Annotated in this window: 31 protein-coding genes and 2 pseudogenes; 16 read left to right on the forward strand and 17 right to left on the reverse strand. The window is 64.3% G+C overall.

Features of this window, described 5'->3' with window-relative positions:
- Positions 1–10 precede the first annotated feature (10 nt).
- The 3 genes from AC56QX_RS15990 to AC56QX_RS16000 are packed head-to-tail and all read right to left on the reverse strand — an operon-like array spanning position 11 to position 1,341.
- Positions 11–709 (reverse strand): RibD family protein, encoded by a 699-nt coding sequence (locus tag AC56QX_RS15990; protein ID WP_497117242.1) that lies wholly within the window; start codon positions 707–709, stop codon positions 11–13.
- A gap of 36 nt (positions 710–745) precedes the next feature.
- Positions 746–1,147, reverse strand: a complete 402-nt coding sequence (locus tag AC56QX_RS15995) for a type II toxin-antitoxin system HicB family antitoxin (RefSeq protein WP_497117243.1) — start codon at positions 1,145–1,147, stop codon at positions 746–748.
- Positions 1,148–1,152: 5 nt separating this feature from the next.
- Positions 1,153–1,341: a type II toxin-antitoxin system HicA family toxin gene (locus tag AC56QX_RS16000; RefSeq protein ID WP_183461718.1), complete on the reverse strand. Its 189-nt coding sequence runs from the start codon at positions 1,339–1,341 to the stop codon at positions 1,153–1,155.
- Between the two features lie 370 nt (positions 1,342–1,711).
- Here AC56QX_RS16000 and AC56QX_RS16005 point away from each other — a divergent pair, with 370 nt between their 5' ends.
- The 5 genes and pseudogenes from AC56QX_RS16005 to AC56QX_RS16025 all read left to right on the forward strand — a co-directional run bounded on the left by AC56QX_RS16005 (position 1,712) and on the right by AC56QX_RS16025 (position 6,219).
- Positions 1,712–2,659, forward strand: coding sequence for a substrate-binding domain-containing protein (locus tag AC56QX_RS16005; protein WP_475459377.1), 948 nt, complete (start codon positions 1,712–1,714; stop codon positions 2,657–2,659).
- Between the two features lie 307 nt (positions 2,660–2,966).
- Positions 2,967–3,347 (forward strand): annotated as a pseudogene (locus AC56QX_RS16010) (ATP-binding cassette domain-containing protein); the annotation flags it as partial.
- Positions 3,348–3,389: 42 nt separating this feature from the next.
- Positions 3,390–4,454, forward strand: coding sequence for a sugar ABC transporter ATP-binding protein (locus AC56QX_RS16015; RefSeq protein WP_497117776.1), 1,065 nt, complete (start codon positions 3,390–3,392; stop codon positions 4,452–4,454).
- Between the two features lie 249 nt (positions 4,455–4,703).
- On the forward strand, positions 4,704–5,717 hold the full coding sequence (locus AC56QX_RS16020) for an ABC transporter permease (protein ID WP_497117244.1): 1,014 nt from the start codon (positions 4,704–4,706) through the stop codon (positions 5,715–5,717).
- 4 nt (positions 5,718–5,721) lie between these two features.
- Positions 5,722–6,219 (forward strand): lysozyme inhibitor LprI family protein, encoded by a 498-nt coding sequence (locus tag AC56QX_RS16025; protein WP_497117245.1) that lies wholly within the window; start codon positions 5,722–5,724, stop codon positions 6,217–6,219.
- Between the two features lie 25 nt (positions 6,220–6,244).
- On the opposite strand, the gene AC56QX_RS16030 is transcribed toward AC56QX_RS16025, so the two are convergent.
- A complete protein-coding gene (locus AC56QX_RS16030) occupies positions 6,245–6,823 on the reverse strand; it encodes a flagellar basal body-associated protein FliL (RefSeq protein WP_497117246.1) in 579 nt (192 codons plus the stop codon).
- 105 nt (positions 6,824–6,928) lie between these two features.
- Positions 6,929–7,291, reverse strand: a complete 363-nt coding sequence (locus AC56QX_RS16035) for a hypothetical protein (RefSeq protein ID WP_497117247.1) — start codon at positions 7,289–7,291, stop codon at positions 6,929–6,931.
- A gap of 174 nt (positions 7,292–7,465) precedes the next feature.
- On the opposite strand from AC56QX_RS16035, the gene AC56QX_RS16040 reads away from it, so the two are divergent.
- Positions 7,466–7,768, forward strand: coding sequence for a hypothetical protein (locus tag AC56QX_RS16040; protein ID WP_497117249.1), 303 nt, complete (start codon positions 7,466–7,468; stop codon positions 7,766–7,768).
- A gap of 167 nt (positions 7,769–7,935) precedes the next feature.
- Here AC56QX_RS16040 and AC56QX_RS16045 read toward each other — a convergent pair whose 3' ends face one another.
- Both AC56QX_RS16045 and AC56QX_RS16050 read right to left on the reverse strand, forming a co-directional pair.
- Complete coding sequence (locus tag AC56QX_RS16045; RefSeq protein WP_477222721.1) at positions 7,936–8,640, reverse strand: XRE family transcriptional regulator; 705 nt, start codon at positions 8,638–8,640, stop codon at positions 7,936–7,938.
- A gap of 311 nt (positions 8,641–8,951) precedes the next feature.
- The gene (locus AC56QX_RS16050) at positions 8,952–9,131 is read right to left on the reverse strand and encodes a hypothetical protein (RefSeq protein ID WP_497117250.1); all 180 of its coding nucleotides are present in this window, start codon (positions 9,129–9,131) and stop codon (positions 8,952–8,954) included.
- Positions 9,132–9,228: 97 nt separating this feature from the next.
- Between AC56QX_RS16050 and AC56QX_RS16055 the strand changes: the two genes are divergently transcribed.
- Entirely contained in the window at positions 9,229–9,912 is a 684-nt protein-coding gene (locus AC56QX_RS16055; protein WP_497117252.1) for a GcrA cell cycle regulator, read from the forward strand.
- Between the two features lie 2 nt (positions 9,913–9,914).
- On the opposite strand, the gene AC56QX_RS16060 is transcribed toward AC56QX_RS16055, so the two are convergent.
- Positions 9,915–10,223 carry a DUF982 domain-containing protein gene (locus tag AC56QX_RS16060; RefSeq protein WP_497117777.1) on the reverse strand — a complete coding sequence of 103 codons (309 nt, stop codon included), beginning with the start codon at positions 10,221–10,223 and terminating at the stop codon, positions 9,915–9,917.
- Between the two features lie 99 nt (positions 10,224–10,322).
- A complete protein-coding gene (locus AC56QX_RS16065; RefSeq protein WP_497117254.1) occupies positions 10,323–10,604 on the reverse strand; it encodes a DUF982 domain-containing protein in 282 nt (93 codons plus the stop codon).
- Positions 10,605–10,708: 104 nt separating this feature from the next.
- On the opposite strand from AC56QX_RS16065, the gene AC56QX_RS16070 reads away from it, so the two are divergent.
- The 3 genes from AC56QX_RS16070 (at position 10,709) to AC56QX_RS16080 (ending at position 12,286) form a co-directional block, all read left to right on the forward strand.
- Complete coding sequence (locus tag AC56QX_RS16070; RefSeq protein WP_497117778.1) at positions 10,709–11,389, forward strand: YdaU family protein; 681 nt, start codon at positions 10,709–10,711, stop codon at positions 11,387–11,389.
- Positions 11,310–11,615: a hypothetical protein gene (locus tag AC56QX_RS16075; RefSeq protein ID WP_497117256.1), complete on the forward strand. Its 306-nt coding sequence runs from the start codon at positions 11,310–11,312 to the stop codon at positions 11,613–11,615. Before AC56QX_RS16070 ends, AC56QX_RS16075 begins: the two co-directional genes overlap by 80 nt.
- Before the next feature lie 62 nt (positions 11,616–11,677).
- Entirely contained in the window at positions 11,678–12,286 is a 609-nt protein-coding gene (locus AC56QX_RS16080) for a DUF6456 domain-containing protein (RefSeq protein WP_497117258.1), read from the forward strand.
- Positions 12,287–12,345: 59 nt separating this feature from the next.
- On the opposite strand, the gene AC56QX_RS16085 is transcribed toward AC56QX_RS16080, so the two are convergent.
- Together AC56QX_RS16085 and AC56QX_RS16090 are read right to left on the reverse strand one after the other, a co-directional pair.
- Complete coding sequence (locus AC56QX_RS16085) at positions 12,346–12,651, reverse strand: hypothetical protein (protein WP_497117260.1); 306 nt, start codon at positions 12,649–12,651, stop codon at positions 12,346–12,348.
- Between the two features lie 106 nt (positions 12,652–12,757).
- On the reverse strand, positions 12,758–13,519 hold the full coding sequence (locus tag AC56QX_RS16090) for an alpha/beta fold hydrolase (RefSeq protein WP_497117261.1): 762 nt from the start codon (positions 13,517–13,519) through the stop codon (positions 12,758–12,760).
- Between the two features lie 97 nt (positions 13,520–13,616).
- Between AC56QX_RS16090 and AC56QX_RS16095 the strand changes: the two genes are divergently transcribed.
- The gene (locus tag AC56QX_RS16095) at positions 13,617–14,516 is read left to right on the forward strand and encodes a LysR family transcriptional regulator (protein WP_497117263.1); all 900 of its coding nucleotides are present in this window, start codon (positions 13,617–13,619) and stop codon (positions 14,514–14,516) included.
- A gap of 118 nt (positions 14,517–14,634) precedes the next feature.
- Positions 14,635–14,984 (forward strand): annotated as a pseudogene (locus AC56QX_RS16100) (DUF6456 domain-containing protein); the annotation flags it as partial.
- 118 nt (positions 14,985–15,102) lie between these two features.
- On the opposite strand, the gene AC56QX_RS16105 reads toward AC56QX_RS16100, so the two are convergent.
- Together AC56QX_RS16105 and AC56QX_RS16110 are read right to left on the reverse strand one after the other, a co-directional pair.
- Positions 15,103–15,936 carry a COG3904 family protein gene (locus AC56QX_RS16105; protein WP_497117265.1) on the reverse strand — a complete coding sequence of 278 codons (834 nt, stop codon included), beginning with the start codon at positions 15,934–15,936 and terminating at the stop codon, positions 15,103–15,105.
- Between the two features lies 1 nt (position 15,937).
- Positions 15,938–16,393, reverse strand: a complete 456-nt coding sequence (locus tag AC56QX_RS16110) for a hypothetical protein (RefSeq protein ID WP_497117267.1) — start codon at positions 16,391–16,393, stop codon at positions 15,938–15,940.
- A gap of 191 nt (positions 16,394–16,584) precedes the next feature.
- On the opposite strand from AC56QX_RS16110, the gene AC56QX_RS16115 reads away from it, so the two are divergent.
- On the forward strand, positions 16,585–17,520 hold the full coding sequence (locus tag AC56QX_RS16115) for an HNH endonuclease (RefSeq protein WP_497117269.1): 936 nt from the start codon (positions 16,585–16,587) through the stop codon (positions 17,518–17,520).
- A 76-nt stretch (positions 17,521–17,596) separates the two neighbouring features.
- Here AC56QX_RS16115 and AC56QX_RS16120 read toward each other — a convergent pair whose 3' ends face one another.
- Positions 17,597–19,558: an acyltransferase family protein gene (locus AC56QX_RS16120; protein ID WP_497117270.1), complete on the reverse strand. Its 1,962-nt coding sequence runs from the start codon at positions 19,556–19,558 to the stop codon at positions 17,597–17,599.
- Between the two features lie 9 nt (positions 19,559–19,567).
- Between AC56QX_RS16120 and AC56QX_RS16125 the strand changes: the two genes are divergently transcribed.
- The 3 genes from AC56QX_RS16125 to AC56QX_RS16135 all read left to right on the forward strand — a co-directional run bounded on the left by AC56QX_RS16125 (position 19,568) and on the right by AC56QX_RS16135 (position 20,338).
- On the forward strand, positions 19,568–19,903 hold the full coding sequence (locus AC56QX_RS16125; RefSeq protein ID WP_497117272.1) for a hypothetical protein: 336 nt from the start codon (positions 19,568–19,570) through the stop codon (positions 19,901–19,903).
- Positions 19,904–19,990: 87 nt separating this feature from the next.
- Positions 19,991–20,089 carry a putative RiPP precursor gene (locus AC56QX_RS16130; RefSeq protein ID WP_497117273.1) on the forward strand — a complete coding sequence of 33 codons (99 nt, stop codon included), beginning with the start codon at positions 19,991–19,993 and terminating at the stop codon, positions 20,087–20,089.
- A gap of 156 nt (positions 20,090–20,245) precedes the next feature.
- Positions 20,246–20,338 carry a putative RiPP precursor gene (locus tag AC56QX_RS16135; RefSeq protein WP_475459416.1) on the forward strand — a complete coding sequence of 31 codons (93 nt, stop codon included), beginning with the start codon at positions 20,246–20,248 and terminating at the stop codon, positions 20,336–20,338.
- A gap of 39 nt (positions 20,339–20,377) precedes the next feature.
- Here AC56QX_RS16135 and AC56QX_RS16140 read toward each other — a convergent pair whose 3' ends face one another.
- From AC56QX_RS16140 to AC56QX_RS16150, 3 genes are all read right to left on the reverse strand, one after another.
- On the reverse strand, positions 20,378–20,875 hold the full coding sequence (locus AC56QX_RS16140) for a DUF2306 domain-containing protein (protein ID WP_497117274.1): 498 nt from the start codon (positions 20,873–20,875) through the stop codon (positions 20,378–20,380).
- Between the two features lie 280 nt (positions 20,876–21,155).
- The gene (locus AC56QX_RS16145) at positions 21,156–21,983 is read right to left on the reverse strand and encodes an ABC transporter permease (protein ID WP_497117276.1); all 828 of its coding nucleotides are present in this window, start codon (positions 21,981–21,983) and stop codon (positions 21,156–21,158) included.
- A gap of 2 nt (positions 21,984–21,985) precedes the next feature.
- Positions 21,986–23,266, reverse strand: coding sequence for an ABC transporter permease (locus tag AC56QX_RS16150; protein ID WP_497117278.1), 1,281 nt, complete (start codon positions 23,264–23,266; stop codon positions 21,986–21,988).
- Positions 23,267–23,268 lie beyond the last annotated feature (2 nt).

A 23,268-nucleotide genomic window follows, 5' to 3' on the forward strand; every position in this document is an offset into this window, starting at 1 on the left:
CGCTGCGGCCTCAGCCGGGGCTGACGGCGTAGCGCAGATGGATGAGCCCATGTGCGAGGGTTTCGCAGCTTGTCAGCGACAACTGCATCTTGCCGGCGAGGCCGGTTTCGCCGAACTCAACAAAACCCTGATTTCGCGCCCGCGCATCGAGCGCGGGCGCGACGAGCAGGCTGACTTCGTCGACAAGCCCGGCCGCGAAGAAGGAGCCGTTGATGCCGGCACCGCCCTCAAGCAGCAGCCGGCTTATGCCGAGTTCATGCGCGAGCACATCGAGCACCGCGGCGAGGTCGATATCGGCCGTCTCCGACACGATATAGGACACGCCGTCGGCGGCGAGCTCGGCCAGATGGCTGTCGGCAACGTCACGCCCAAGCAGCACCACGACATGGTCGCCGCCGACATCGGGCTTGGCAAAGTGCAGCTTACCCGAGGCATCGAGCGCCACGGCAAAGCTGCCCGCATCGCGTTGGGCGAAATGATGCGGCCGCTCGACCTTGCCGAATTGCGCCGGCGGGTGCGCTCCGGCCTTGCTCATCTCGGCCATGGTGACGCGGCCGACGATCCAGGCGTCGCCTTCGAGATCGCCGTGGATCTGCTCATAGAGGCTTGTCCACTCGGCTCGGGTCCCGTCCGGGCTCGTGGTGTAGCGGCTCGGATGCAGGCTGCCGTCGAGCGAGGCGAGCATGTGGCAGATGATGCGCGGCTTCATGCAATTCTCCAGGGGTTACTTTAGGGGCGACGCGTATCAGGCCGATTCAAGTTCCATCGCTTTCTCAGCCGCCTTCGCGAGAAACCCCGATCGCGTATAGCCATGAGCTTCGGCAAAGGCATCGATCCGCCGAAGAACGTCGTCCGGCAGCGTCACGTTGATACGCACCGCCTTCCTAGTCTCGGTCCTGGCCGCGACCAGGATTGCGACACCGTCACGATTATCGGCGTCGGCCATCACAGCCTCCAGACTGGAAGGCTCCGGAATGGCTTCGCCATCCTCGACCAGCCCTTCGATGTGGAGGGCGAGGGCCTCCTCAGCCATGGACCGGGCGTCATCCAGATCCTTTCCAGCGGTAATCACGCCTGGAAAATCAGGGAAAGACACGCCGAAGTCGCTGCCGGCATCCTTATGGATAAGTCCGATATACTGCTTCATGTCCGTCACCTCAGTTTCAGTCCAGATTGCTTTTCGATGCTGCGCAGAGTGCCTATCGGGATATCGCGCTTGGGATGGGGAACAGTGACCCGCCCTTGCTTATCGCGGTGCTTGAATTGTGCATGGCTGCCCTTTCGGGCAACCTCGAACCAACCATCAGCTTGCAACAGGCGGATAATGTCGGCGCTATTCATGTGTATTTATACACACTGACAAGTTGCCTTTCAACCAGAATGTGAAAGTCAGCCAGAGCCAATAGACCGGCCGGGTCGGCGGGGCGCTCCGTTTATCATCCAGCACAGGAGCCTCGCATCCAAAATTCCGACAATTCCGATAATTGGCCGCCCAGCACTGTTATATCGATGTTGCACAAATGGTTGACCCTGGGTTAGCATCCATTTGCTGATGCCGATGGGAGGCAGTTTTTGCAACGGCAATCAGCTGGAGCGGCATGCGCTTTCCCGCGCAAGGAGGATGCTCCAACACTTTGAACCGACGCATGATCCCTTCCCAAGACCGATCCCGGCCTTGGGGATTGTGCGTTCTTGTGGAGGAGGATCAACCATGAACAGACGCGAATTCCTGATGACGTCCGTTGCGGCGGGCGCGATGATGCTGGCCGCGCCTTCGGCGTTTGCCGAAGACAAGCTCACCATACTGGGCTCGGTGCCCAATCTCGGCTTTCCGTTCTTCGTGCACATGCTGAACGAGATCAAGGCGGAAGCCGCGGCGCAAGGCGTCAACCTGACCGAAAGCGACGGCCAGAACTCGGCCACCAAGCAGACCGCCGATATCGAGGCCGCACTTGTGCAGAAGGTCAACGCCATCGTGATTTCGCCGCTCGACGTCAACGCGCTGGCGCCGGCCATCGAGGAAGCGGTCAAGGCCGGCGTTCCCGTGGTGACGATCGACCGCCGCGTCGACGGTGTCGAGGGCATCCTGGCCCATGTCGGCGCCGACAATGTCAAGGGCGGCGAGGCGGAGGCGCAGGCGATGGTGGCGGCGTTCCCCAACGGCGCCAAGCTGTTCCATCTGCAGGGCCAGCCGGGGGCCGGTCCGGCCATCGACCGCAACAAGGGCGTGCACAATGTGCTCGATCCGCTGAAGGACAAGTACCAGATCATCTTCGAGCAGACCGCCAACTTTGCGCGGGCCGAAGCGCTGTCGGTGACGGAAGCCGGCCTTGCCGCCAACGGCAAGCCGGACGCCATCATCTGCGCCAATGACGACATGGCGCTCGGCGCGCTCGAAGCGTGCGCGGCGCGCAACTTCACCGACGTCAAGATCTACGGTTTCGACGCACTGCCGGAAGCGCTGGTTGCGGTCCGCGACGGCAAGCTCGCCGGCACGGTCGAACAGTTCCCGGGCCAGCAGTCGCGCACCGCCGTGCAGATCGCGGTCGCCTACGCCAAGAACAAGACCGAGCCGAAGGAGAAGCTGGTGCTGCTGACGCCGATCGTCATTGGCAAGGACAATCTCGATAAGGCGGAGAGGTTGAGCGAGACGAAGTAGGGGATTGGAGAGGCCGGCGGGACAGCACCCCCCTCTGCCCTGCCGGGCATCTCCCCCGCAAGGGGGGATTGGCAGCGTTGATGGCCGCACTTTCCTTGCGACGTTGGATATTGGCGAAAGCCGAACGGAAGCCCATCTCCCCCCTTGCGGGGGAGATGTCCGGCAGGACAGAGGGGGGTGTCCAAGCGCGACGGGACCAGCATGAACCGCATCGAGGAAGTAATCATTGGCTGAAGCCGCACCCGTCCTGCTCGCCGTCGAGGGCGTCACTAAGCATTTTTCCGGCGTCACCGCGCTGAGCGACGTCTCGCTCGACATCCGCCCCGGCGAAATCCTCGGCCTGCTGGGCGAAAACGGCGCCGGCAAATCGACGCTTCTGAAAATCCTGTCGGGCGTCATGCCGCCGTCCAGTGGGCGCATCCTATTCGACGGCGCCGACTACGCGCCGTCCAGCCCGCAGGATGCCAAGCGGCTTGGCATCGTCACCATCTACCAGGAGCTCAGCCTGATCCCGACGCTGACGGTGGCCGAGAATATTTTCATCGGCCGCGCGCCGGTCGGGCCGCTTGGTCTGGTCAACTGGCGGCGAATGGAGGCGTCGTCGCGAGACATCATCGCCCGCGTCGGTCTTTCCATCGATCCGATGACGCCGGTCTCGGCGCTATCCGTCGCCGAACAGCAACTGGTCGAGATTGCCCGTGCCCTGTCGCAAAAAAGCCGGCTGATCATCATGGACGAGCCGACTTCGGCGCTGACCGAGACCGAGGTGCAGCGGCTGTTGTCGATCATGGGCCGGCTGCGCCAGGACAAGGTCGCCATCATGTTCGTCACCCACCGGCTGGAGGAGGCCTCCGCCATCTGCGACCGCATGACCGTGCTGCGCGACGGCCGGCTGGCCGGGCATCTCGACCGCCAGGGCGGGCCGATCCAGTTGCCGAGGATCATCGAGAAGATGGTCGGCCGTGCGGCCTCCGAACTTTACGCGCGGCCGGCGCAGCGCGCCGTCGCCGGCGATGTCGTTCTTTCCGTTCGCGGTTTGCGCACGGTGCGCGATCCCGAAGCGCCGCATGCCATCGTGCTCGACGGCGTCGACATCGATCTCAAGGCCGGTGAAATCCTGGGCGTTGCCGGCCTTGTCGGCTCCGGCCGCACCGAGCTGGCGCGCGCCATCTTCGGCGCCGACCGCATCGCGGCGGGCACCATCACGCTCGATGGCAAACAGATCGCGCCGGCCTCGCCCGCGGATGCGATCGCGCTCGGCATCGGCCTGGTGCCGGAGGACCGCAAGCACCAGGCGATCTTTGCAGCACTCGGCATCCTGCCGAATTTCTCCGTCGCCTCGCTCGGCCGCTTCAGCAACGGTTTTGGCTTCATGGCCGAGCGGCGCGAGCGCGACGCGCTTTCCGGGTTCCGCAAGATGCTGTCGATCCGCATGGCCTCGGCCGAGCAGGCGATCGAGGGCCTGTCGGGCGGCAACCAGCAGAAGGTGATCCTGGCGCGCTGGCTGGCGCGCGATCCAAAAGTGCTGATCGTCGACGAGCCGACGCGCGGCGTCGATGTCGGCGCCAAGGCGGAGGTGCACCAGATCCTGATGCAGCTTGCGGCGCGCGGCATAGCGGTGATGATGATCTCGTCCGAACTGCCCGAAGTGCTGGCGGTGTCGGACCGCATCGTCACCATGCGCCGGGGGCGCATCACCGGCGAGATGCCGGGCGTCGAGGCGAACGAGGAACGATTGATGGAACTGATGGCGCTCGACAGGCGGGAAACGAACGGGCATGCGAGCGGGATTTGACGAGTCGAAGGAGGTGCCGACTTTGGAGATTGGCGTAACCGCCCTTGGAGTTCGTCATCCTAGGGCGAAGCGAGGAGCGAAGCGACGCGGCGGAGACCCTAGGATCCATTCCGTTACTTCAACGTGTTGCAAGGGCGCGGAATTCTGCACCGCTGCGTTCGACAGTAGGTTTCACGGCATGGATCCTAGGGTCTATGCAGCCGCTTCGCGGCTGCTCCGCCCTAGGATGACGAAAGAAAAGGAGGCACGATGAGCGTGACGGAACAGAGCGAGCGTGGTGGCATCAATGTCGCGCGGCTGTTGATGAGCTTCGGGCCGCTGCTGTTCCTGGCGGCGCTGATTATCGTCTTCACCGTGCTGAAGCCGAGCTTCATGGATCCGATCAATCTGTTCAACATCACGCGGCAGATCTCGATCACCGGGCTGATCGCGCTCGGCATGACCTTCGTCATCCTCACCGCCGGCATCGACCTGTCGGTCGGCTCGCTGCTCGCTTTCTGCGGCATGGTTGCCGCCGTGGTCGCCAAGGGCGGCACCGCCAACACGCTGTCGCTGTCGACATCAGGCACGCAAGGCTATGGCTGGTTCGCGGCACTGCTTGCCGCCGTTATTGTCGGCGCCGCCGCTGGCGGTGTGCAGGGGCTTGCCATCACAAGGCTGAAAGTGCCGCCCTTCGTCGTCACGCTGGGCGGGCTGACGGTGTTTCGCGGGCTGACGCTGACCATCTCCAATGGCGGCCCGATCTCGGGATTCGACGCCTCGATGCGCTGGTTCGGCACCGGCCTGATCGGCCCGGTGCCGGTGCCGGCGATCATCTTCGCCATCGCGGCGATCCTGTGCCACATCGTGCTGCGCTACACGCGCTATGGCCGCGCCGTCTATGCCGTCGGCGGCAATGCCGAGGCGGCACGGCTGTCAGGCCTGCGCGTCGACCGCATCCTGGTCTCGGTCTATGTCATCGTCGGCTTCTTCGCCGGCCTCGCCGCCTTCGTGCTATCGGCGCGGCTGAACTCTTCCGAAGCGGTCGCCGGCATCGGCTACGAGCTGACTGTCATCTCCGCCGTCGTCATCGGCGGCACCTCGCTGTTTGGCGGCATCGGCTCGGTCGGCGGCACGGTGGTGGGCGCGGCGCTGATCGGCGTGCTGCAGAACGGGCTGCAGTTCAACAATGTTTCTTCCTACACGCAGAGCATCGTGATCGGGCTGATCCTGATCCTGGCGGTGGCGTTTGATCGGTGGCTGAAGTCGCGGGTGAGGCGGTAGGGCCATGAGGACAACTTTAGCCGGAGCCTCACGGAGTGCGGCTGCCGTGGTTTTGCTTGTGTCCCACGTCCACGCCGCTGACGTGCCATATGATTGGAATGACGAGCATGGGGTAGAGTCAGCAAAGCGGATTGCCTTGAAGTGCCTGTACGAGTTCGAAGACAGTAGGGAGCGTGACTCCTGCGTGTTCAAGCCAATCGAGATTTGCCGCACGCAATTTGACAATGGCAGCCAAAACCAGTCCGCCATAAATCAATGTGCCGGCTATTCGGGAGCTGCATGGACCAGCATTGTCGACGATGTCTACGCTCGGCTTGTGCAATCGGGAAAAGCTTCGGGCGACATTGCAAAATCGCAGTCTATGTGGAGCGCGTGGAACAAATTCGATTGCGCTGCCATATCTGACTACGAGGGCACGAGGGCCGCAATGGATAATGGCGACTGCTACACAAGACATGCAGCGGGAAGGGTCTTTGATTTGTTGGAATTGATCCCTCATTAGGGGTGTGCGAGCATGCGGTCACGGGCTACCCCGCCAGCTTCTCCTCAATCACGCGCGCCGAATCCGGCTCCAGCTGCCCGGTATGATCAAACCGCAGCACCACCACCCAGTTGAACACATCGTCAGGCCATTTGCCGTTCGGCAGCAGCGTCTTGGGGTCGGCGCCGAAGGCCTTGATGAGCTTGCCCAGCTGGCCGTGATGCCAGGCGATCAGGATCGACTTGCCATGGCTTTCGGTCGACAGCGCGGCGACGAGGTTCTGGACTTCGTGGTCGGCGAAGCGCTGGTCGATCGGCAGTTTCAGCGCCTGGCTGAGCGGCGTCAGCGTCAGCCGTTCGCGCGCGCTGCTCTTGGAATCGGCACTGGCCACCAGCATGTCGGGCCGGAACGGTGTGCCGTCGAGCATGAAGGGCTGGAAATAGGCGACATAGGCTTGCGCGCGGGCTTCGCCGGCGGGCGAAAGGCCGGGGCCGCTGTCGGGCTTTTCGCCATGGCGCACGATCAGCACGATGGTGTCGGCAAGCCCGGTCGTGCTGTCGCCGGCGGCATGGGCGGCGAGAGCGAGCGCCATCACCCACAGGGCTATGAGAACAAGGCGTTTCATGGCGGGTCCTTCCGGCCGTTTCGAGGCACCAATCAGCGCAGCAATCCGACGGAATCAGGGCCGGCGCGGCACCAGGCTAGCCGGGTGGTCAAGATGCGAAGTGCCTCAAGCCGCTTCGCGCGCCCACAGGTGGTGGCCGTAGCGGCGGAAGAAACGTGCCACCAGCCGCTGTTGCCTCGCCCTGACGAGGTCTGGCAAGCGACGCTCCTGGCGCCAGCGCGGCATGTTGCGCCAGCAGGCGATGAAGCGGGTGGTATCCTCGATGGCTTCGTCCGCCGACAGCGCCGGGCCGATTGCGGCCAGGAACAGCGACTCCGACTGCTTCAATTCGTTGATGACGGCCTTGCGCCGGAAATGGTCGTGGCGGGCCTGCGCAATGCCGTTGCGGCGGATCGCCTCGAAGGCTTCGAGCAAAGCAGGACTGTCGCCGGTGTAACCGCAGGCGCGGGCGAAATCGGCGGCATCCATCACTGGCTCCCGGGTCTGATGTGGCAGGCGACTCACGCTTGCGAGTTTATAAAAGCATAACTCAAAAATTGATAAAAGGGAAACTTTTGGGAAAGTGTTAAAACTGCGACTCGACTCCCGGATCAAAACACAGGAATATAGGAACAAATCACGAACAAAAGGCGAGGAGGGGCGATGGTATTGCCGGGCAGGGAAGCAGTAATCGCGCAGGTCGCCTCGATCTCGGTCGAATGCGCCGATTGCGGCCGCAACAGATGGTGGCGGCCCGACCAGCTGAAGCGGTTCGGGGTGAACGGCAACACGCCGCTGGCGGCATTGTCGGGGCGTATCGTCTGCTCGGCCTGCCGCGCCGACGGGCTGCCAGGCACGGCGGTGTCGATCCAGGCGGCGTTCGTCGACGAGCGCCAGCGCGTGCGCAACGAGGCGCAGATGCTGAGCGAGCGGGAGGTGTTGGTGGAGGGGTCGAGACGGGCTTGAGGGGGGTAGGGCGAGTGGGGACTGGGAGGTCGAGCTGTCAGGATTTTGTTCTGCTTCGCTGTGCCCTTCACCTCGGTCGCGGCATGGATCCTAGGGTCTCCGCGACGCCGGAGAGATTCAACGGCGCAAAACCAGGTGCGAGTTGGCGCGCCGGACGGCAGGAATCCTTAATACCCCAGCAATTCCTTCAGCGGTATAACCCGCCAGACATGCTTGATCGCATAGCGGTTGAAGGTCAGCGTCTTGGGCGGATTGTACTGCTCGACCACCAGTTCGCCCGCCGTGCGCTTGACCAGCTTCTTGATGAAGGCCTTGCCGTTGCGCTCGTTTTCTTCCGGAAACGTCTCGATCACGACATGGTCGCCGGGCACGGCGTCGCGGCCACCGCAATAGATGAGGTCGCCGGGTTCGTAGCGCGGCACCATGGAATCCGAGAGCACATGCAGCGCGAACACCTTTGGCAGGTTGCGCACGCCTGGCGGGCGCTGGACGTAACCGGCCGGCTCGCCGTTGAAGGTGAAGTCGCCGTCGTCGCCGCCGACCGCGGCGCCCAGCACCTCGATATCCATTGATCCGGCGGGCAGCGGGCCGGCATCGGTGACGATCTCGGCGTCGGCCACCGGGCCGGCATCGTCGAGGAAGACGACCTGCCCTTGGCCTAGCGCCACGGGGTCGACGCGCAGGAAGGCTGCGGTCTTCAACAGGTTCTCGGTCTTGGGCAGATTGCGGCCGGTTTCCCAATTGCCGACGGCGGCGACATCGGTGTCGTTGTGCTCGGCAATGTGGCGCATGACCAGGCCGCGCTGCTTGCGCGCCTGGCGGATCGCCGCCCCGACCTTGATCGACAGTTCCGTTTTGGCCATGGCACCCATGTGAGCGATGAAAGCGGCTCTCGTCTATGAAAGAATGGCTTGCATCCATTTTTGAGTTATGCTTATATCTGGCCATGCAGAACCTGTCCAGCTTTCATGGCGCCGAAGCGCCGGCCTCCCGTGAGGCAAACTCGGCAACTGAAGTTGCCACGCATTCCCTTCCGCCCCGGCCGTCCTCCTCCCCGGCCGGGGCGAAGCCCGAGCGCTTTGATTGCCTCGGGTCCGGCCCGCCCGTCAGCGGCGGCCGGAACGGCCGGAGCCGCTGCTCCCCGCGGCTCCGGCCCCCCATTCGATCGGCACGCTGCCGGTCCCTACGCGCGTTCCTGCATCCGTACGCAGGACGGCACCGTCCTCCTGTTCGAGCCGATGACGGGCACGGCGGTTTCCGCTCCCGACAGGAAGACGGCGGAGGCGCGGCTGGCGCGCCTTTGCGCCGGGCATTCGACCCGCTCCGGCTGATCCGGCCGCGAGCCGGCTTTCGTACCGAACACCCTGACCGTGGCCCCGACCGGGCCCCGAACCCTGACGTCTGGCCGACGGCGCGCTCTCAAGTGCTGCCGAAGGCGGACCCCTGGATGGAGCCTGGAGATGGCAAGCTACAGCGACGCCGAATTGCAAGAGATCGCCCGCTGGCTGAAGGAGGGGCTTTCGGCCTCGCGGATCGCCGTGGCGTTCAGCGCGCTGCGCGGCAGCCCGGTGTCACGCAACGCCATTATCGGCATCGTCCACCGCAACGCCATGCTGGGCGCGATCGGTTTTGCCAATGGCCGCGGGATGCCGCCGGTCGCCAGGCAAGCTGCCGGCGAGCGGGCAATGCGCAAGCCGGCGGCCGCAAGGCCGGCAAAAGGCAAGGCCAATGGCAAGGCGGCTGAGGAAAAGCGCGCCGGCGTCCATGCCGCCGAAGGCACCGTCCCGCGCAAGAACAAAGCCCGGGCCAGGCACGACTCTTCGCCGGCCTGGCTACCGCCGCGCCTGTTCGTGCGCGAGGTGGGCGTGCTGATCGCCGATGGCGAGGCCTATCGTTTCAAGGTGCCGACGCCGCCGCGCGGACCCATCGGCCGCCAGCCGCATGGCGTGGCGATGCGCTTCATCGACTGCCTGTTTTCCCGCTGTCGCGCGCCCTTGGACCTGACGCTGGAAGAGGATCCGGAAAACGACGCGCCAAGCGGCCGGCCCGGCTCCGACATGCTGTGCTGCGGCATGCGGACAAGGGCGTTGAAAAGCTACTGCAGCTATCACCAGGCGCGGTTTCAGAGGCGGGTCTGCGCGTGAGCCTATTTCGGCATCTGCCGGCCCTGTTTGGGCATGCGGCTTTGCACGGAACGTGCCTCCAGCTTCATAGCCGGGCCACCCTCGGCAACCAGAACCCCGGCGACGCGAGCAAAGCCGGTGAACACTTTTATCGCGTCGGATTCCGAGATCTGTGCCGCGATCGCGGCACTGCAGGCGTTGAGCGCGCTGCGGTAGATATGGCCGCGCCGCTCGACCGGCCAACGCTGCAGGAAATCGGCGGCGTCGCTGACGCTGTCGATCTCCTCGACATGCCCGTCCAGGCTGACTTTGAGCGGCACTCCGGTTTTCATCGTACCCACGGCGTTCACCTTCAATCTCGACGCGGCTTTCAAGCCTATGCTTATAAACGCATGAGGCCGTCGCGCGGTTGCATCGCCATCGCGACAGTATCACGGGTTGGCGGCGGCATCGAGCCACTCATGCGCGCGGCTTCTCGGCCTGGCCACCAATATGCTCTGCTGCCTGGCGGCCTTGCTGAAGGCCTCGAAGGCGGTGCGCGGGCAGCAAGTGCCCTCGATGGCGAGCCTGACCAGCCTTGCGGCATCGAGATATGTGGGCGCGGTCTTGTCGGGCCATTGCTGGCGCAGCGCCGTCTCGGCATCGGCCACCGAGCCGACCAGCATGGTCTTGTTGTCGCAAAAGCGCAGCGTAATCGGCATGAAAGCCGTCATCGGCAAACCTCCCCTTGGATTGGTCGCGGCATAACGTGCGGACCTGCGGCTGGTTCCATTAGCTGGCGTGTAAGCAGGGGCCTGATATGAGCGAGCGGCCCTTCATGCAGCTCTACGTCTCCGATTTCGTCGGCGACACGTTGCAGCTCTCCACCGAACAGATCGGCGCCTACATGCTGATCCTGATGGCGATGTGGAACGCCGGCGGCAGCCTGCCCGACGACGACGCCAAGCTCGCGCGGGTGGCGCGGCTTTCGCTGAAGAAGTGGCGCGCCATCAGCGCCGATCTGTTGACCTTCTTCGAGCGCGAGGCGGGCGAGATCGGCCACAAGAGGCTGACGAAAGAGCTGCACAAGGCGCTGGTCAAAAGCGAGGCGAGGGCCGCCGCCGGGGCGCGCGGCGGAGCCGCCACCGCCTTGAAAACAAAGGTCCACGGGGCGGCAAATGCCGGCGCTTTGCCGCGGCATTCTCCAGACTCCAGAAACCAGAAGGAAAAGGCTGGCGCCTTTTCCCCCGAAAATGCGCAGCATTTTTCGACTCATGGAGAACAAGAGGCCGCAGTGGTCTCCCCTGAAAAAGCATCCGCTTTTCCCCCTGCCGGCAGAAACAAAACGGCTCCCGTCTTTTCGGGGAAAAAACCCGGCTGGCAGCGGCCGAAAACCCATACCGACGCCGCCAACGCCATCATCGAGGAGATACGCAGCCATGACCGCAGCCGAACTGCAGCAGGCGACGAAGGCGCTGGCGGCGATGTTCTCATGCTTCCCGCAATCCGCCCTGACTGATGTCGAGATGCAGATGCGCGGCTATCTCGGCGCGGTGCGCGACGCCGAGCTTGCCGATCTGCAGGCCGCCATCCAGCGCTTCGTGCGCGGCGAGGTGAAAAGCGGCAACGCCCAGTTCTGCCCGTCGAGCGCCCAGCTCTGCATCGAGGTGCGGGAGCGGAAAACGATGCGCGAGCTGATGGCGCGGCGGGTGGCGCAAGCGCCCGTGACGCAGGTGACTGGATGAGGTCGGCGGGACAGTGACCTCTCCACCAAAAACACCACACCCCAAAACCCAAGGAGCCGCCCATGCCCAAAAAGACCAAAGCCGCCAAACCGCAGGCCCCCAAACTCCTCAAGGGCGAGGCCGAGCAGGTGCGCATCCGCCGCGGGGTCGGCCATGATTTCGCGCTGAGCAATGACGCCTTCGGCCGCAAGCGGCTGGCCACCGGCACGGCTGAGGCGCGGCGCGTCTACGAAGTGTCGAATGACGGCTACACCTCCACCGGCGGCATCGTGCGGGTGCGCACCGTCGACCCGCTTGTCGGCATCACCTCGCTGTCGCGCCAGCAGCGCGAGGCCGGCCAGCGCTACCGCGAGGATTTCCAATGCAGTCACCAGGCCAGCGTCAAACCGATGCGCTGGAGCGAGCGCGTCGACGGCGGCCGCCACGGCGGCGGCATTGCCGACAGCGTGCTCGACGCCGGCCGCGCGTATGCCGCCGCCACCCGCGCGCTCGGCCACTGGGAGGTCGCGGCGGCGGTGCAAAAAGTCTGCTGCGCGGGGGAGTCGGTCAAAGGCGTGGCGGAACAGACGGGCGAGGGCAGGGATGTGGTGACGAAGCTGCTGAAGGTCGGGTTGGACCTGCTGGCAGTGCACTATGGGATGATGATGGGGGGGATGATGATGGGGCGGTGAAAGCGCGGCGCAACGATCCGACCGGCGATGCCGGCCGGATCCGTTTCACCGGGATCAGGTCATCCGCAAACGCGGACTTCCTCGACGATCCTGTGATGATGACGCCAGTGGTTGATCACTTCGATGTGGCAACGGTGGTGGTGCCGGTGGAAATAGCGCGGCCTGTAGCCGTCATCGTAGGCGTCGTAAGGGCTATAGACGTAGCGACCGCCATAGGGTCCATAACGATCGTAATAGTCGTTGCCGTAATAGTTGTTATAGCCGCCGCCGATGCCGATAAAGACGTGGCTGCGGGCGGCGGCAGGCGCGATCATCGCCGCCGCCGAAGCAATGGCGATAACCGAGACGAGCAGGAGCTTCTTCATAGCTACCTCCTTTTCAAGGTTGGTCTAATATAACCCCCGAGGCGCGATCTCGTTCCATGGATTCGCAAGGCAACCCATACGGGCGCCGGGCGCGAGACGCCCCGCTTCACTTTGCCGAAGCGGCCGCGTCCTCGATTACCGCGGTAACTTCCGACGGATGCGACATCGGGAGCAAGTGGCCGCCGTGGATCTCGACGACCTTGGCGCCCGAGCGTTTGGACATCCGCCGCTGCAGATCCGGCGCAATGGTGCGGTCTTCCGTGGCAATGGCTGCCCAGCTTGGCCTATTGTGCCATGCCGCTGCTTCGGCCTTGTAGCCGAAAATCGCCGTGTTCGCGGGCGTCTGGAACATGGCGGTATAGTGTGCCTCCGCCTCGGGCAGGCCGTTCGCCACATCGGCGATCCAGGCGTCGGGCTTTACAAGGTAGAAGCCATCCTTGAACACGGTAAGCGCGTCCGCCGGCAGCTTGCCGGGGATCGAGGCGTTGAGGAAGCCCAGGCTTTCGCCGATCTCGGGCTGGAACGCAGCCACATAGACGAGAGCACGGACCTGCGGCTCGGTGCCGGCCTGGCTGATCACCATGCCGCCATAGGAGTGACCGACCAGCACGACGGGCCCATCCTGCGCGTCGATCGCGCGGCGGGTGGCGGCGATATCGTCCTGAATGGAGGTCATCGGCAGCTGCACCACGGTGACATGATACTTGTCGGCTGTCAGACGGTCGTAGACGCCGCGCCAGGCGCCGCCATCCATGTTCATTCCGTGCACGAGCACGATATTGCCGGCTTTCGCCGCTGCGGGCGCGGGCAGTGCCGCGGCGGCGGCAACAATCATGAGCGAGGCTAGAAGGGTGCTGATCGTGTCCATTTTGAAGCTCCGGTTGGTTGGAGCCAGAGACGTAAGGCGAATTGCATTTCGCCATTAGAGTGATTTATATGAATGGGTCTATCATGCTCGCTGATAAATGGATCGTCGCGATATTGCCGACCTGCTCGTGTTCCAGGCCATTGTGGAGGCGGGCAGCTTCACACGGGCCGCATCCGTCATGGGGCGTGCGCAGTCCGGCCTGAGCCAGACCATCAGTGCATTGGAGGCGCGGCTGGGCGTGCCCTTGCTTGCGCGATCCACCCGCAGCGTGCGGCCAACGGAGGCGGGCCGCCGCCTGCTCGATCGGATCACGCCGTCGCTGCGCCAGATCGAAAGCGGGCTGCTGGAGTTGCAGGACAGCCGCGACCAGCCGTCCGGCACGTTGCGGCTGACCGTGATGGAATACCCGGCGCGTGCCATTCTGGTGCCGGCGCTGAGCGAATTCCTGACCAGCCATCCGGGTGTGCGGGTCGACATCCATGTCAGCGATCGGTTCGTCGACATCGTCCAGGGAGGGTTCGATGCCGGCATTCGCTTCGGAGCGCATCTGGAGAAGGACATGGTGGCTGTTCCGGTGGGGCCGGATGTCAGCGCGGCCATTGTCGCCGCGCCGGCTTACTACTTCAGGAGGGGCCGGCCCCGCCGGCTCGAGGATCTTGCGGTGCATGACTGCATCAATTTTCGCACGGCAAGCCATGGCGACGTTTACCGCTGGATGTTCAGGGACGGTGCGCGCACGGTCGACGTGCCGGTCGAGGGCGCCGTCGTCGTCAATGATGCGCCTGTGATGATCGAAGCCGCGTTGGCTGGCCTGGGGCTGGCCTACATCTTCGAAACGCACGTTGCCGGGCATCTCGCCTCGGGACGTTTGGAAACGTGTCTGGAAACGTTCTGCCCCGTCTGGTCGGGCTACCATCTCTACTACCCGAGCAGGCACCAGAAATCGGCCGCGCTTACGGCCCTCGTCGAGCATCTGCGCTACAGGCGGCATGCGTAGGGTGCACCGGGACCGGTGACGCGGGCCGCTCTGCCAGGGCAATTCCAGGAAAAGTGTGAACGGTTTTCCCGGGAAAGCGCGGTGCGCTTTCCCTAGAGCCGGATGATTTCAGATCGAATCCTCGCTGTCGCGCCAGCAGCGCGAGGCCGGCCAGCGCTACCGCGAGGACTTTCAGTGCAGCCACAGGCCAGCGTCAAACCGATGCGCTGGACCGAACGCGTCGACGGCGGCCGCCATGGCGGCGGCATCGCCGACAGCGTGCCCGACGCCGGCCGCGCGCACGCCGCCGCCACCAGGGCGCTGGGGCACTGGGAGGTCGCGGCGGTGGTGCAAAAAATCTGCTGCGCGGGGGAGTCGGTCAAAGCTGTGGCGGAACAGACCGGCGAGGGCAGGGACGTGGTGACGGAGCTGCTGAAGGTCGGGCTGGATCTGCTGGCGGTGCATTATGGGATGATGATGGGGCGGTGAGGGGGCGCAATAATCCTCGGAGACATCGCGTAAATCTCGAATCTGGCGCTTGGTAGGGGCTTTCGGGAAGCTTGAAGAGCAATTCGCTGGTGGTGCATTGACCACGCGTGGCCGCTCCCTACTTTTCCGCGACTTGATCCGTCCGGCAATTGCTCGCTGGCGGCGTGGTCTTGCACACATCCACATCAGTCAGTGTGTCGCCATGACCGAATTCGGTTGTCAGGTTCAGATCCATAAGTTCGAATGGCAGCAGGTAGCGTATGTTGGTGTCCGGCGTGTTTTGCATGGCCGACACGATCCAAGTCCCTGCATTCATTTCCTTGAAATAATTTTCCATCTTGCGTTCGTACCATTTTGGCACCCGGACGAATTCAGTGTTCTGCACCTTCTTGCCATGCACTTTCCTGATGATCGACATATTCACCATAATTCGATGGATGCCGACAAAGGCGCGGCTATCCGCCAAGCGGCGCACGCCGCCAGCCAGTACTATAGGGCAAGCTGACGAACATAAGGCGCCGACGGGATCGACGACGCCGAGGCGAGTTTTCGGTTTGTGCGGCTTGCAGGCTTTCGTCTCCGCCCCACAGTCGGAAAAGACGGTCTTGGCAACCATCGTATCGAGCTGCTGGGCTCGGATTATGTGGCCAAGCGCCATCGCGGCCTCGGTCTCGCCGCCAGGAGAGTCAAGCACGACTGGCAGCTTGCGGTCGCCAATCTCTTTCAGCAGCGCCTTAAGCAGGCCCGGAGAATCGGCTTCGATGTGGCCTTCTGCGGAAATCCACTCCGGGCATGTCGGCTCGCACTGCGCGCTACTGCGCACGACGATGAAGCGCATCGGTGGCACGTGGTCGGGTATCGTCTGGCCCATGGCAGCTGTGATCGCGATGGGGACAAGAGCTGCCGCCGGCGTGACCAGATTGACTGCCAGCCGCTTCAAAAAGCTCGCCATCCTAGCCATCCATGTTGATCCCGGGCGTGCATTTGTAGTCGGCAGGATTGGCAGGGTGAGGCGTGGTGGCGGCTTTCAGCTTTTCGCTCTCGCTGCTGCAGGCCGGCCTGGAGAGGATCGAATAGCCCTTCTGCATCATGCAGCGGTTGATGAAGCGATCGCGCAGGCCTTGGTTGGCATCGTAGGTGGTGGCCGTGGCCGGAATATTCAGGCCGCCGCTCTCGCTGCAACTGGTGATGGTGCCGAAGGCCCGGCATTGAACGGAGCCAGGGGTGTAGACTCCGCCGCTCACCTGTGTCGCCATTGCCTGGGGTATCTCGCGAAGCGAGGCGATCTTGCACTGGTCGTAGTCGGCTTGCCGTTGGCTGGCATTGGTGCCGGGCTTGAATGCACTGGGCGAGGGGCCGGTTTGACAGCCTGCCAGCAGTAGAACCGCGACGAGTTGAAGTTTTTTCAAGATTGATTCCCCCCGGAAGTGCTGCATAGTCAATCGCAAAACCGAAGACGTCTCAAGAGCATGGGTATTGTGCCAATACGGTCGCGCGGCCTATCCTTGCGATCTCAGCCCGCCTGAAGTTGCGCGCCGGATGCTCGCGCGACGGTCAAAACGCGGCTAAGATGATCCTTTGCATTTTCCGGGATGGAATCGTGAAGGCCGTTTTCGATGTGAAGCCAGGATCTGGCTATGATGATGACATCGCCCGCCGCTATCATTTCCCCTCTCGCAGCAACTATCTGGAGGCAGCCCGAAACGCCATCGGCGACTGGGTGCTGTTTCGCGAACCGCAGCGCAATGGCGGCCGCCGTGCTTATATCTCCACCGCGCGGGTAAGTGATGTCGTGCCGGACCCTGACCGTTCCGACCATTACTACGCCAACGTGACTGATTATCTCGAATTTCCGACGCCGGTGCCTTTCATCAGGGACGGCCGCTACGCGGAGGCGTTGTTGCGCGAGGTTTTGGATCCCAGCCAGGTTGGCCAGGCCGTGCAGGGCAAATCGATGCGTCCAATCCTAAGCGAGGATTTCGACGAGATCGTTCTGGCTGGCCTGCGCGAGCCGCTTGATCCAGCCAATGCAAGACGGCTTAGCCCAGACATGCTGCCGCTCGATATCCCTCGGCCGACGCAACCAGGTTCGGGCGGACAGCCCGGTTTTGCCGAGACTGTCGATCGTCGGGTCGAGCAAATCTTGCTGAACCGCAAGGTTCGCGATGCGACCTTCCGGCTGGAGGTTTGCCGTGCCTATGAGGATACGTGCGCGGTCACTGGTCTGCGCATCATCAATGGCGGCGGTCGAGCCGAAGTTCAGGCCGCTCATATCAAGCCGGTGGCGGCTGGTGGTCCGGATGTTGTGCAGAACGGCATCGCATTGTCGGCGACCGTCCATTGGCTGTTCGACCGGCACCTGATTTCGATCGACGAGAACCATCGGCTGCTGGTCGCGCACAACCGGGTGCCGAGCGAGTTGAGGAATCTCTTCCGCCCTGAATCACAAGGTTTGCACTGGCCCAAGGATTCGCGATTGATGCCACATCCGGCGCTTCTGGCGCATCATCGTGAGCGGTTCGCTGGAGTGCACTGATCCTCAGTGCCGCGCCGCCCCTCATCCGCCTGCCGGCACCTTCTCCCCGTGAACGGGGAGAAGGGAGCTAAGTCCTTCAGAACAACGCCCTCTCCAGCGGCCCCTCCAGCGTCTCGGCAAACGCCGTCGCCAGATGATGCCTGTCACGAAACGCCAGTTTGCCTGATATGAAGACGTGGCACTCAGTCGGGCCGCAGAAGCGGTCGGTGAGGTCGACGTAGAGCGTGTCGGGGACGCTTTCGACCACGGCGCGCTCTTGCGCTGCGGCGCTGTCATTGGCGGCTTGCGCTCTTGGCGTGTCGCAGCGCGAGGGGGCTTCGCGCCACCACAAAGCGCGGGCCACGCAGGAATCGGCAAAGCTGTCGCCGATCGGCGTGTCGCGGATGACGGCGGTCTCGACGCCGGCCTGGCTGAAGGCCTGCAGGGTCGAACGCAGGCCGGCCTGCCAGCGCGCGGTCTCGGCCTTGCGGCCGGCGGCGGGCATGTCGCGCGTCAGGTTGCCGATCGAGAATTCCGAGATCACCACCAGGCGCGGCTTGCGGCGGATGATGTCCGCGATCGCCTGTTCGCGCCAGGCGTCGCATTCGGTGTAGTCGCGCTTCAGCACTGCGCTGAAGGTCGGCAACCGCGAGGCGCGGCATGAGGATTTGAGATAGGTAACGACCTTGGTGTCGTTGCGCTTGGCCGCCTCGACCAGCGGCGTCGACCAGTGGTCGGCGTGGGAATCGCCGAACAGCACGATGGTGTGGGCGGCGTCGGCCGCGCCGAACGTGCAGGGTTTCGGCGTCACCGTGTGGAAGTCGAGCAGGCAGTTTTCGTCGGTGGCGCGTGCGGTGGAGGGCTGCTCGGCGGCCTGCTCGATGCCGCGCTGGGCGGGATCGATGTTGCGCGTGGCGAGATGCGCATTGGCGTAGGCCACCGCCACGCCGACACCGGTTAGCGCAAGCGCCGGAGCCAACGCTCGAGCGCCCACTGTCAGCCAGCCGAAACGCCGTCCCGGATTCTCGATCAAATGATAGGTCAGGAATGCCAGCGCCAGCGCCAGGGCGCCGCAGCCGAGGCGTTGCGCCACGCCGAGATCCGGCACCAGCATCTGTGCGTAGACGATGACGGGCCAGTGCCAGAGATAGAGCGAATAGGAGAGCGCGCCGATCCATTGCAGCGGCGGCAGCGAGAGCGCTGCGGCGGGCGTCAGAGCCTGCCAGCCGGTCGGGCTCTCTGCGTCGCTCTCTTCGCCCGCCAGCAGCACCAGCACCGTGCCGGCGACCGGCAACAGCGCGTACCAGCCGGGGAAGGGCAGGTCTTCGCTCAAGCAGAGATAGGCGACGGCGATCAGCGCCAGGCCGAGCCAGCCCTGCACCGCGCGCAGCCATGCGCGGCGCAGCCATGTCGCCGGCGCCAGCGTCGCCAGGCCGCCGGCGGCGAACTCCCAGGCGCGCAGCGGCGAGAAGTAGAAGGCCCAGGCCGGCGAGAGGCTGGTCAGCCACAGGCAGGCGATGAAGGAGGCGAGACCGGCGACGCCGATCACCACGACCGCCATCCGACGGCCCGGATGCAGCCAGGCGGCGAACAGCAGCAGCGCCGGCCAGGCGAGGTAAAACTGCTCCTCCACCGACAGCGACCAGAAGTGGATGAACGGATTGCTCAGGGCATCGGCAGCGAAATAATCGAACGACCAGCGCAGCAGCCACAGATTGATGGCATAGGCCGAGGCGAACATGGCGCCGCGCGAATAAAGCGCCTGCTCCTGCGGCGCCATGATGAAGTAGCCGGCGGCGAGTGTGGCCAGGATGACGAACAAAGCTGCCGGCAAAAGCCGCCGGGCGCGCCTGATATAGAAGCGCCAGAGGTCGAGCCGGCCGGTCTCGGTGATCTCGCGCATCAGATGCGTGGTGATCAGCCAGCCGGAAATGACGAAGAAGATGTCGACGCCGGCAAAGCCGCCGGGCAGTGCGGTGAGGCCGAAATGATAGGCAACGACGCCGCCGACAGCCAGCGCGCGCAATCCCTGTATGTCAGGCCGGAACGATGCCGCCACGAGGCCTCCTTGGTGCAAGCCCCCTCAAGCCCGACTCTTGCCACTGTCGGCCTGGCAGGCCGCTACCGCAATGCAACAAGCTTTTCGCAGCGCAACATGGCCAGAAAAAGGAAGCGGTCGGAAGCGACGTGGATGCCTCGACGCGCAATTGTGGGATGGGCCACGAAGGTCAGCAATCACGAAGCCTTGTTTTGTCATGGCTTGACAAGCAAGGGCTTCCGTAGCGACCTGCGCGAGGCAAATTCTGGGCATTGGGGGCATTCCATGAAGAAGACTTACGAAAAGCCGGCTCTCGACAAGCGTGAAAAGCTGTCGAAAGTGGTCGCCGGCATTCCCTCGAGGTGAAGCTCCGAACCCGGCTTCGCACTTCCAAAGCATCGCAGCTGCAAGTGCCTCGATGGCGGTGTGCGCCGTCAGGCACTGTTGATTTGATTGGAGACATCCATGAAGAAGACTTACGAAAAGCCGGTTCTGGTGAAGCGCGAGAAGCTGTCCAGCGTCGTCGCGTTCGTGGCGTCCGGCCCGTTCTGAGCGGCATAAGCTTGGGCCTTTTCGCCGGCCCGTTCGTGGTGACAATGCAACAGGGCCGGCTTTCCGGCCGCCGTCACCGCGCCGATATCTCAGCCGCGGCTTGACGCAATCGGTCCATGGTGCAATCTCGGCCCATCACTTGGGCAAGGGGATATCATGAAGAAGACCTACGAAAAGCCGACGCTGCGCAAGCGCGAGCAGCTCTCCCGCGTCACCGCGATCGTCGTCGTGTCGGGGAAGGGCGCCTAAGCCTGTCGGGGTCGCCGCTCTTAAGGTGCGCGGCGACACTCAACTCGCCGCCCGCGCACCGCGCGCGGCGTAGAGCCCAGCCGCTGCCGCTGCCGCCACCAAAGCGGCAAACACCGCCAGCTTCCCAGGCGTCGCGCCCTGCGGGCCGAAGGCGACGGCATGCATGGTGCGGCCGGGGATGAAGGTCAAAAGCCCGGTAATGATCAGACCGAAAATGTAAGTGCCCTGCATGATGCGGCGGTGCGCGGCAATGTTGCCGCCGCGCGCGGCGCGCACGCCGCGCCACAGCATCACCAGCACCAGCAGCGACAGAAGGTGGATCGGGCTGAACGGTCCCCACAGCCGGATCGTCCAGATGAACAGGCCGGAGCCGGCAACCGTCGCCATCAGCGCCACCCAGACGCGGCCGAGCGCCCGGTGCAGCCGGTCGCCCTTTGTGCGCCACAGCTGCACAGCGCCAAGTAGCAGCGCGGCGATGGCGATCAGCGCATGGAGCTGGATGACGGCCGAGGCGTGGAGCAAGGGGCTGAGCGACATCGGGTTCTCCGCGAGAGGACGGATTATGGCCGATGGGGCGTCGCAGCGGCAAGGGCGCCGGGAGTTGACCAGAGGTGCCAGGGTCCGGCTGATCTGAAATCTTCCGTCTCTCAGATTGCTCCGCGCCCGCCGCCTTTAAAAAAAGGCCCCACCGACAGGGCCGGCGGGGCATTGATCGGAGGTCTGCGATCGCCTTGGGAAGGCGATGCCAGCAGCAACGAGAGCGCCGCGCGAAAAGTTTCGCTGTTTTTCTGCGGGGATTGCCGATGGCTGTTGAAGCTCAGCCGCTTGCCGCGCGGCGGCCCTGGCCGCGCCGGGCCAGAAGGTTCGCCACCACCAGCAGCACGATCGACAGCGCCATCATCAGCGTCGCGGCGGCGGTGATGGCGGGCGAGAGTTTTTCACGCAGGCCGATGAACATTTCGAGCGGCATGGTGCGCTGGCCCGCACTGGCCAGGAACTGCACCACCACCACCTCGTCGAAGGAGGTGACGAAGGCGAAGGCAGCGCCCGAAAGCACGCCGGGCAGGATCAGCGGCAGCATGACGCGGAAGAAGGCGGTCAGCGGTTTCGCGCCGGAGATGGCGGCGGCGCGCATCAGGTTGCGATCGAAGCCGGTGAGGCTGGCGCCGACGGTGACGACGACGAACGGGCTGGCAAGGGCTGTATGCGCCAGGATGATGCCGGCATAGGTGCTGGCGAGCCCAACGCGGGCGTAGAACAGGTATGAGCCGACAGCGGTGATGACGACGGGCACGATCAGCGGCGATAGCAGCAGCGGCATGACGATGCGGCGGCCGGGAAATTTCTCGTTGGACAGCGCGATGGCCGTCAGCGTGCCGAGCGTGGTGGCGATCAGCGTGGTGCCGAAGGCGACGATCAGGCTGTTGCCGATCGCCGATTGCCAGCGCTGCGTGCCCAGCACCACCTCGTACCAGCGCGTCGACAGGCCTTCGAGCGGGAAGATGAAGAAGGCGCCGCTGTTGAAGGAGAGCGGCACCGGGATCAGGATCGGCACCAGCAGGAACAGGATCACCAGCCCGCACCACAGCCAGAGCAGCGCGACGCGGATGCGTTCACCAGGGGTGGGATAGGGCGACAACAGCATGGCTACACCATCTTCAGGCGGTCGAGGCCGAGGATCCGGGCGAAGATGCCGAAGAGCGCCAGGGTGAAGACCAGCAGGATGAAACTCAGTGCCGCCGCCATCTCCCAGTTCAGTTCGACATTGACGTAATTGGCGATGAAATTGCTGATCAGCTGGTCGCTGGCGCCGCCGATCAGCGCCGGCGTGATGTAGTAGCCGAGGCACAGGATGAAGGTGAGCAGGCAGCCGGCCATGACGCCGGGGAAAACCTGCGGCAGGTAAACGCGGCGGAAGGCGGTGAAGGGTTTTGCGCCGAGCGAATAGGCGGCCTTCATCTGCGAGGGCGCGATGGTGCGCATCACGCTGTAGATCGGCAGCAGCGTGAATGGTAGCTGGATATGCGTCATGGCGATGATCAGGCCGATACGGCTGTACATCAGGTCGAGCCGCTCGGAGGCGATGCCGAGCCACAGCAACAGGTCGTTGACCAGGCCGAATTTCTGTAACAGCACCGTCCAGGCCGCGGTGCGCACCAGGATCGAGGTCCAGAACGGCAACAGCACCGCGACGATCAGGATCGCCGCCAGCCCCTTCGGCACGCTTGATATGAGATAGGCGAGGGGAAAGCCAAGCAGCAAGGTGGCGAGCGTCACCGCGGCGGCGACGAAGAAGGTGCGCGCGAACACCTGCAGGAAGATCGCCTGTTCGGGCGGCACGCGCTCGATGCCGCCATCGACGTTCCACCTGAGATCGAGCGCGCTCAACAGATAGAACGAGGTGATGGCGTGGGTGCCGTTGGCGATCACCGGCCAGGTGCCGGGCGCCGACCAGAAGGGCACGGCTTTCATGATGTCGAGCGGCGGCTTGCCGCCGGCGGCTTCGAGCTGGCGCACGGTCTTCAGCACCTGGCTGCGGGCGCCGGGCAGGCGGGCATTGAGCGCCTTGGCCAGCTCGTAGGCGGTGCCCTTGGCCTGGCTGTCGCTGAGGTCGGCGGCGAGCGCGATGAAGGCGGCGTCACCGGGCAGGCCCTGGCCGTTCCAGTCGGACAGGGCCACGCTGGTGCGGGGCAGAGCGTCGGCGATGGTCGGGTCGTAGACGGCGCGCGACAGCAACAGCACGATCGGGATGCCGAAGCTCAAGGCGAGGAGCAGGAGCAGGGGGGCAGCCAGCGCCAGCGAACGCAGCCGGTCGCCGAACTCGGCGCGCCGCAGCGCCGCCGACACCGACTTCTGGTCAGCGTCGGCGGCTGACCGGCCGCGGGCCAGCGCGGGCCGGTCGAGTTCGCTGGGCAGCAAGGCCGACATCC

The organism is Mesorhizobium sp. RCAM 06353, assembly GCF_059683585.1.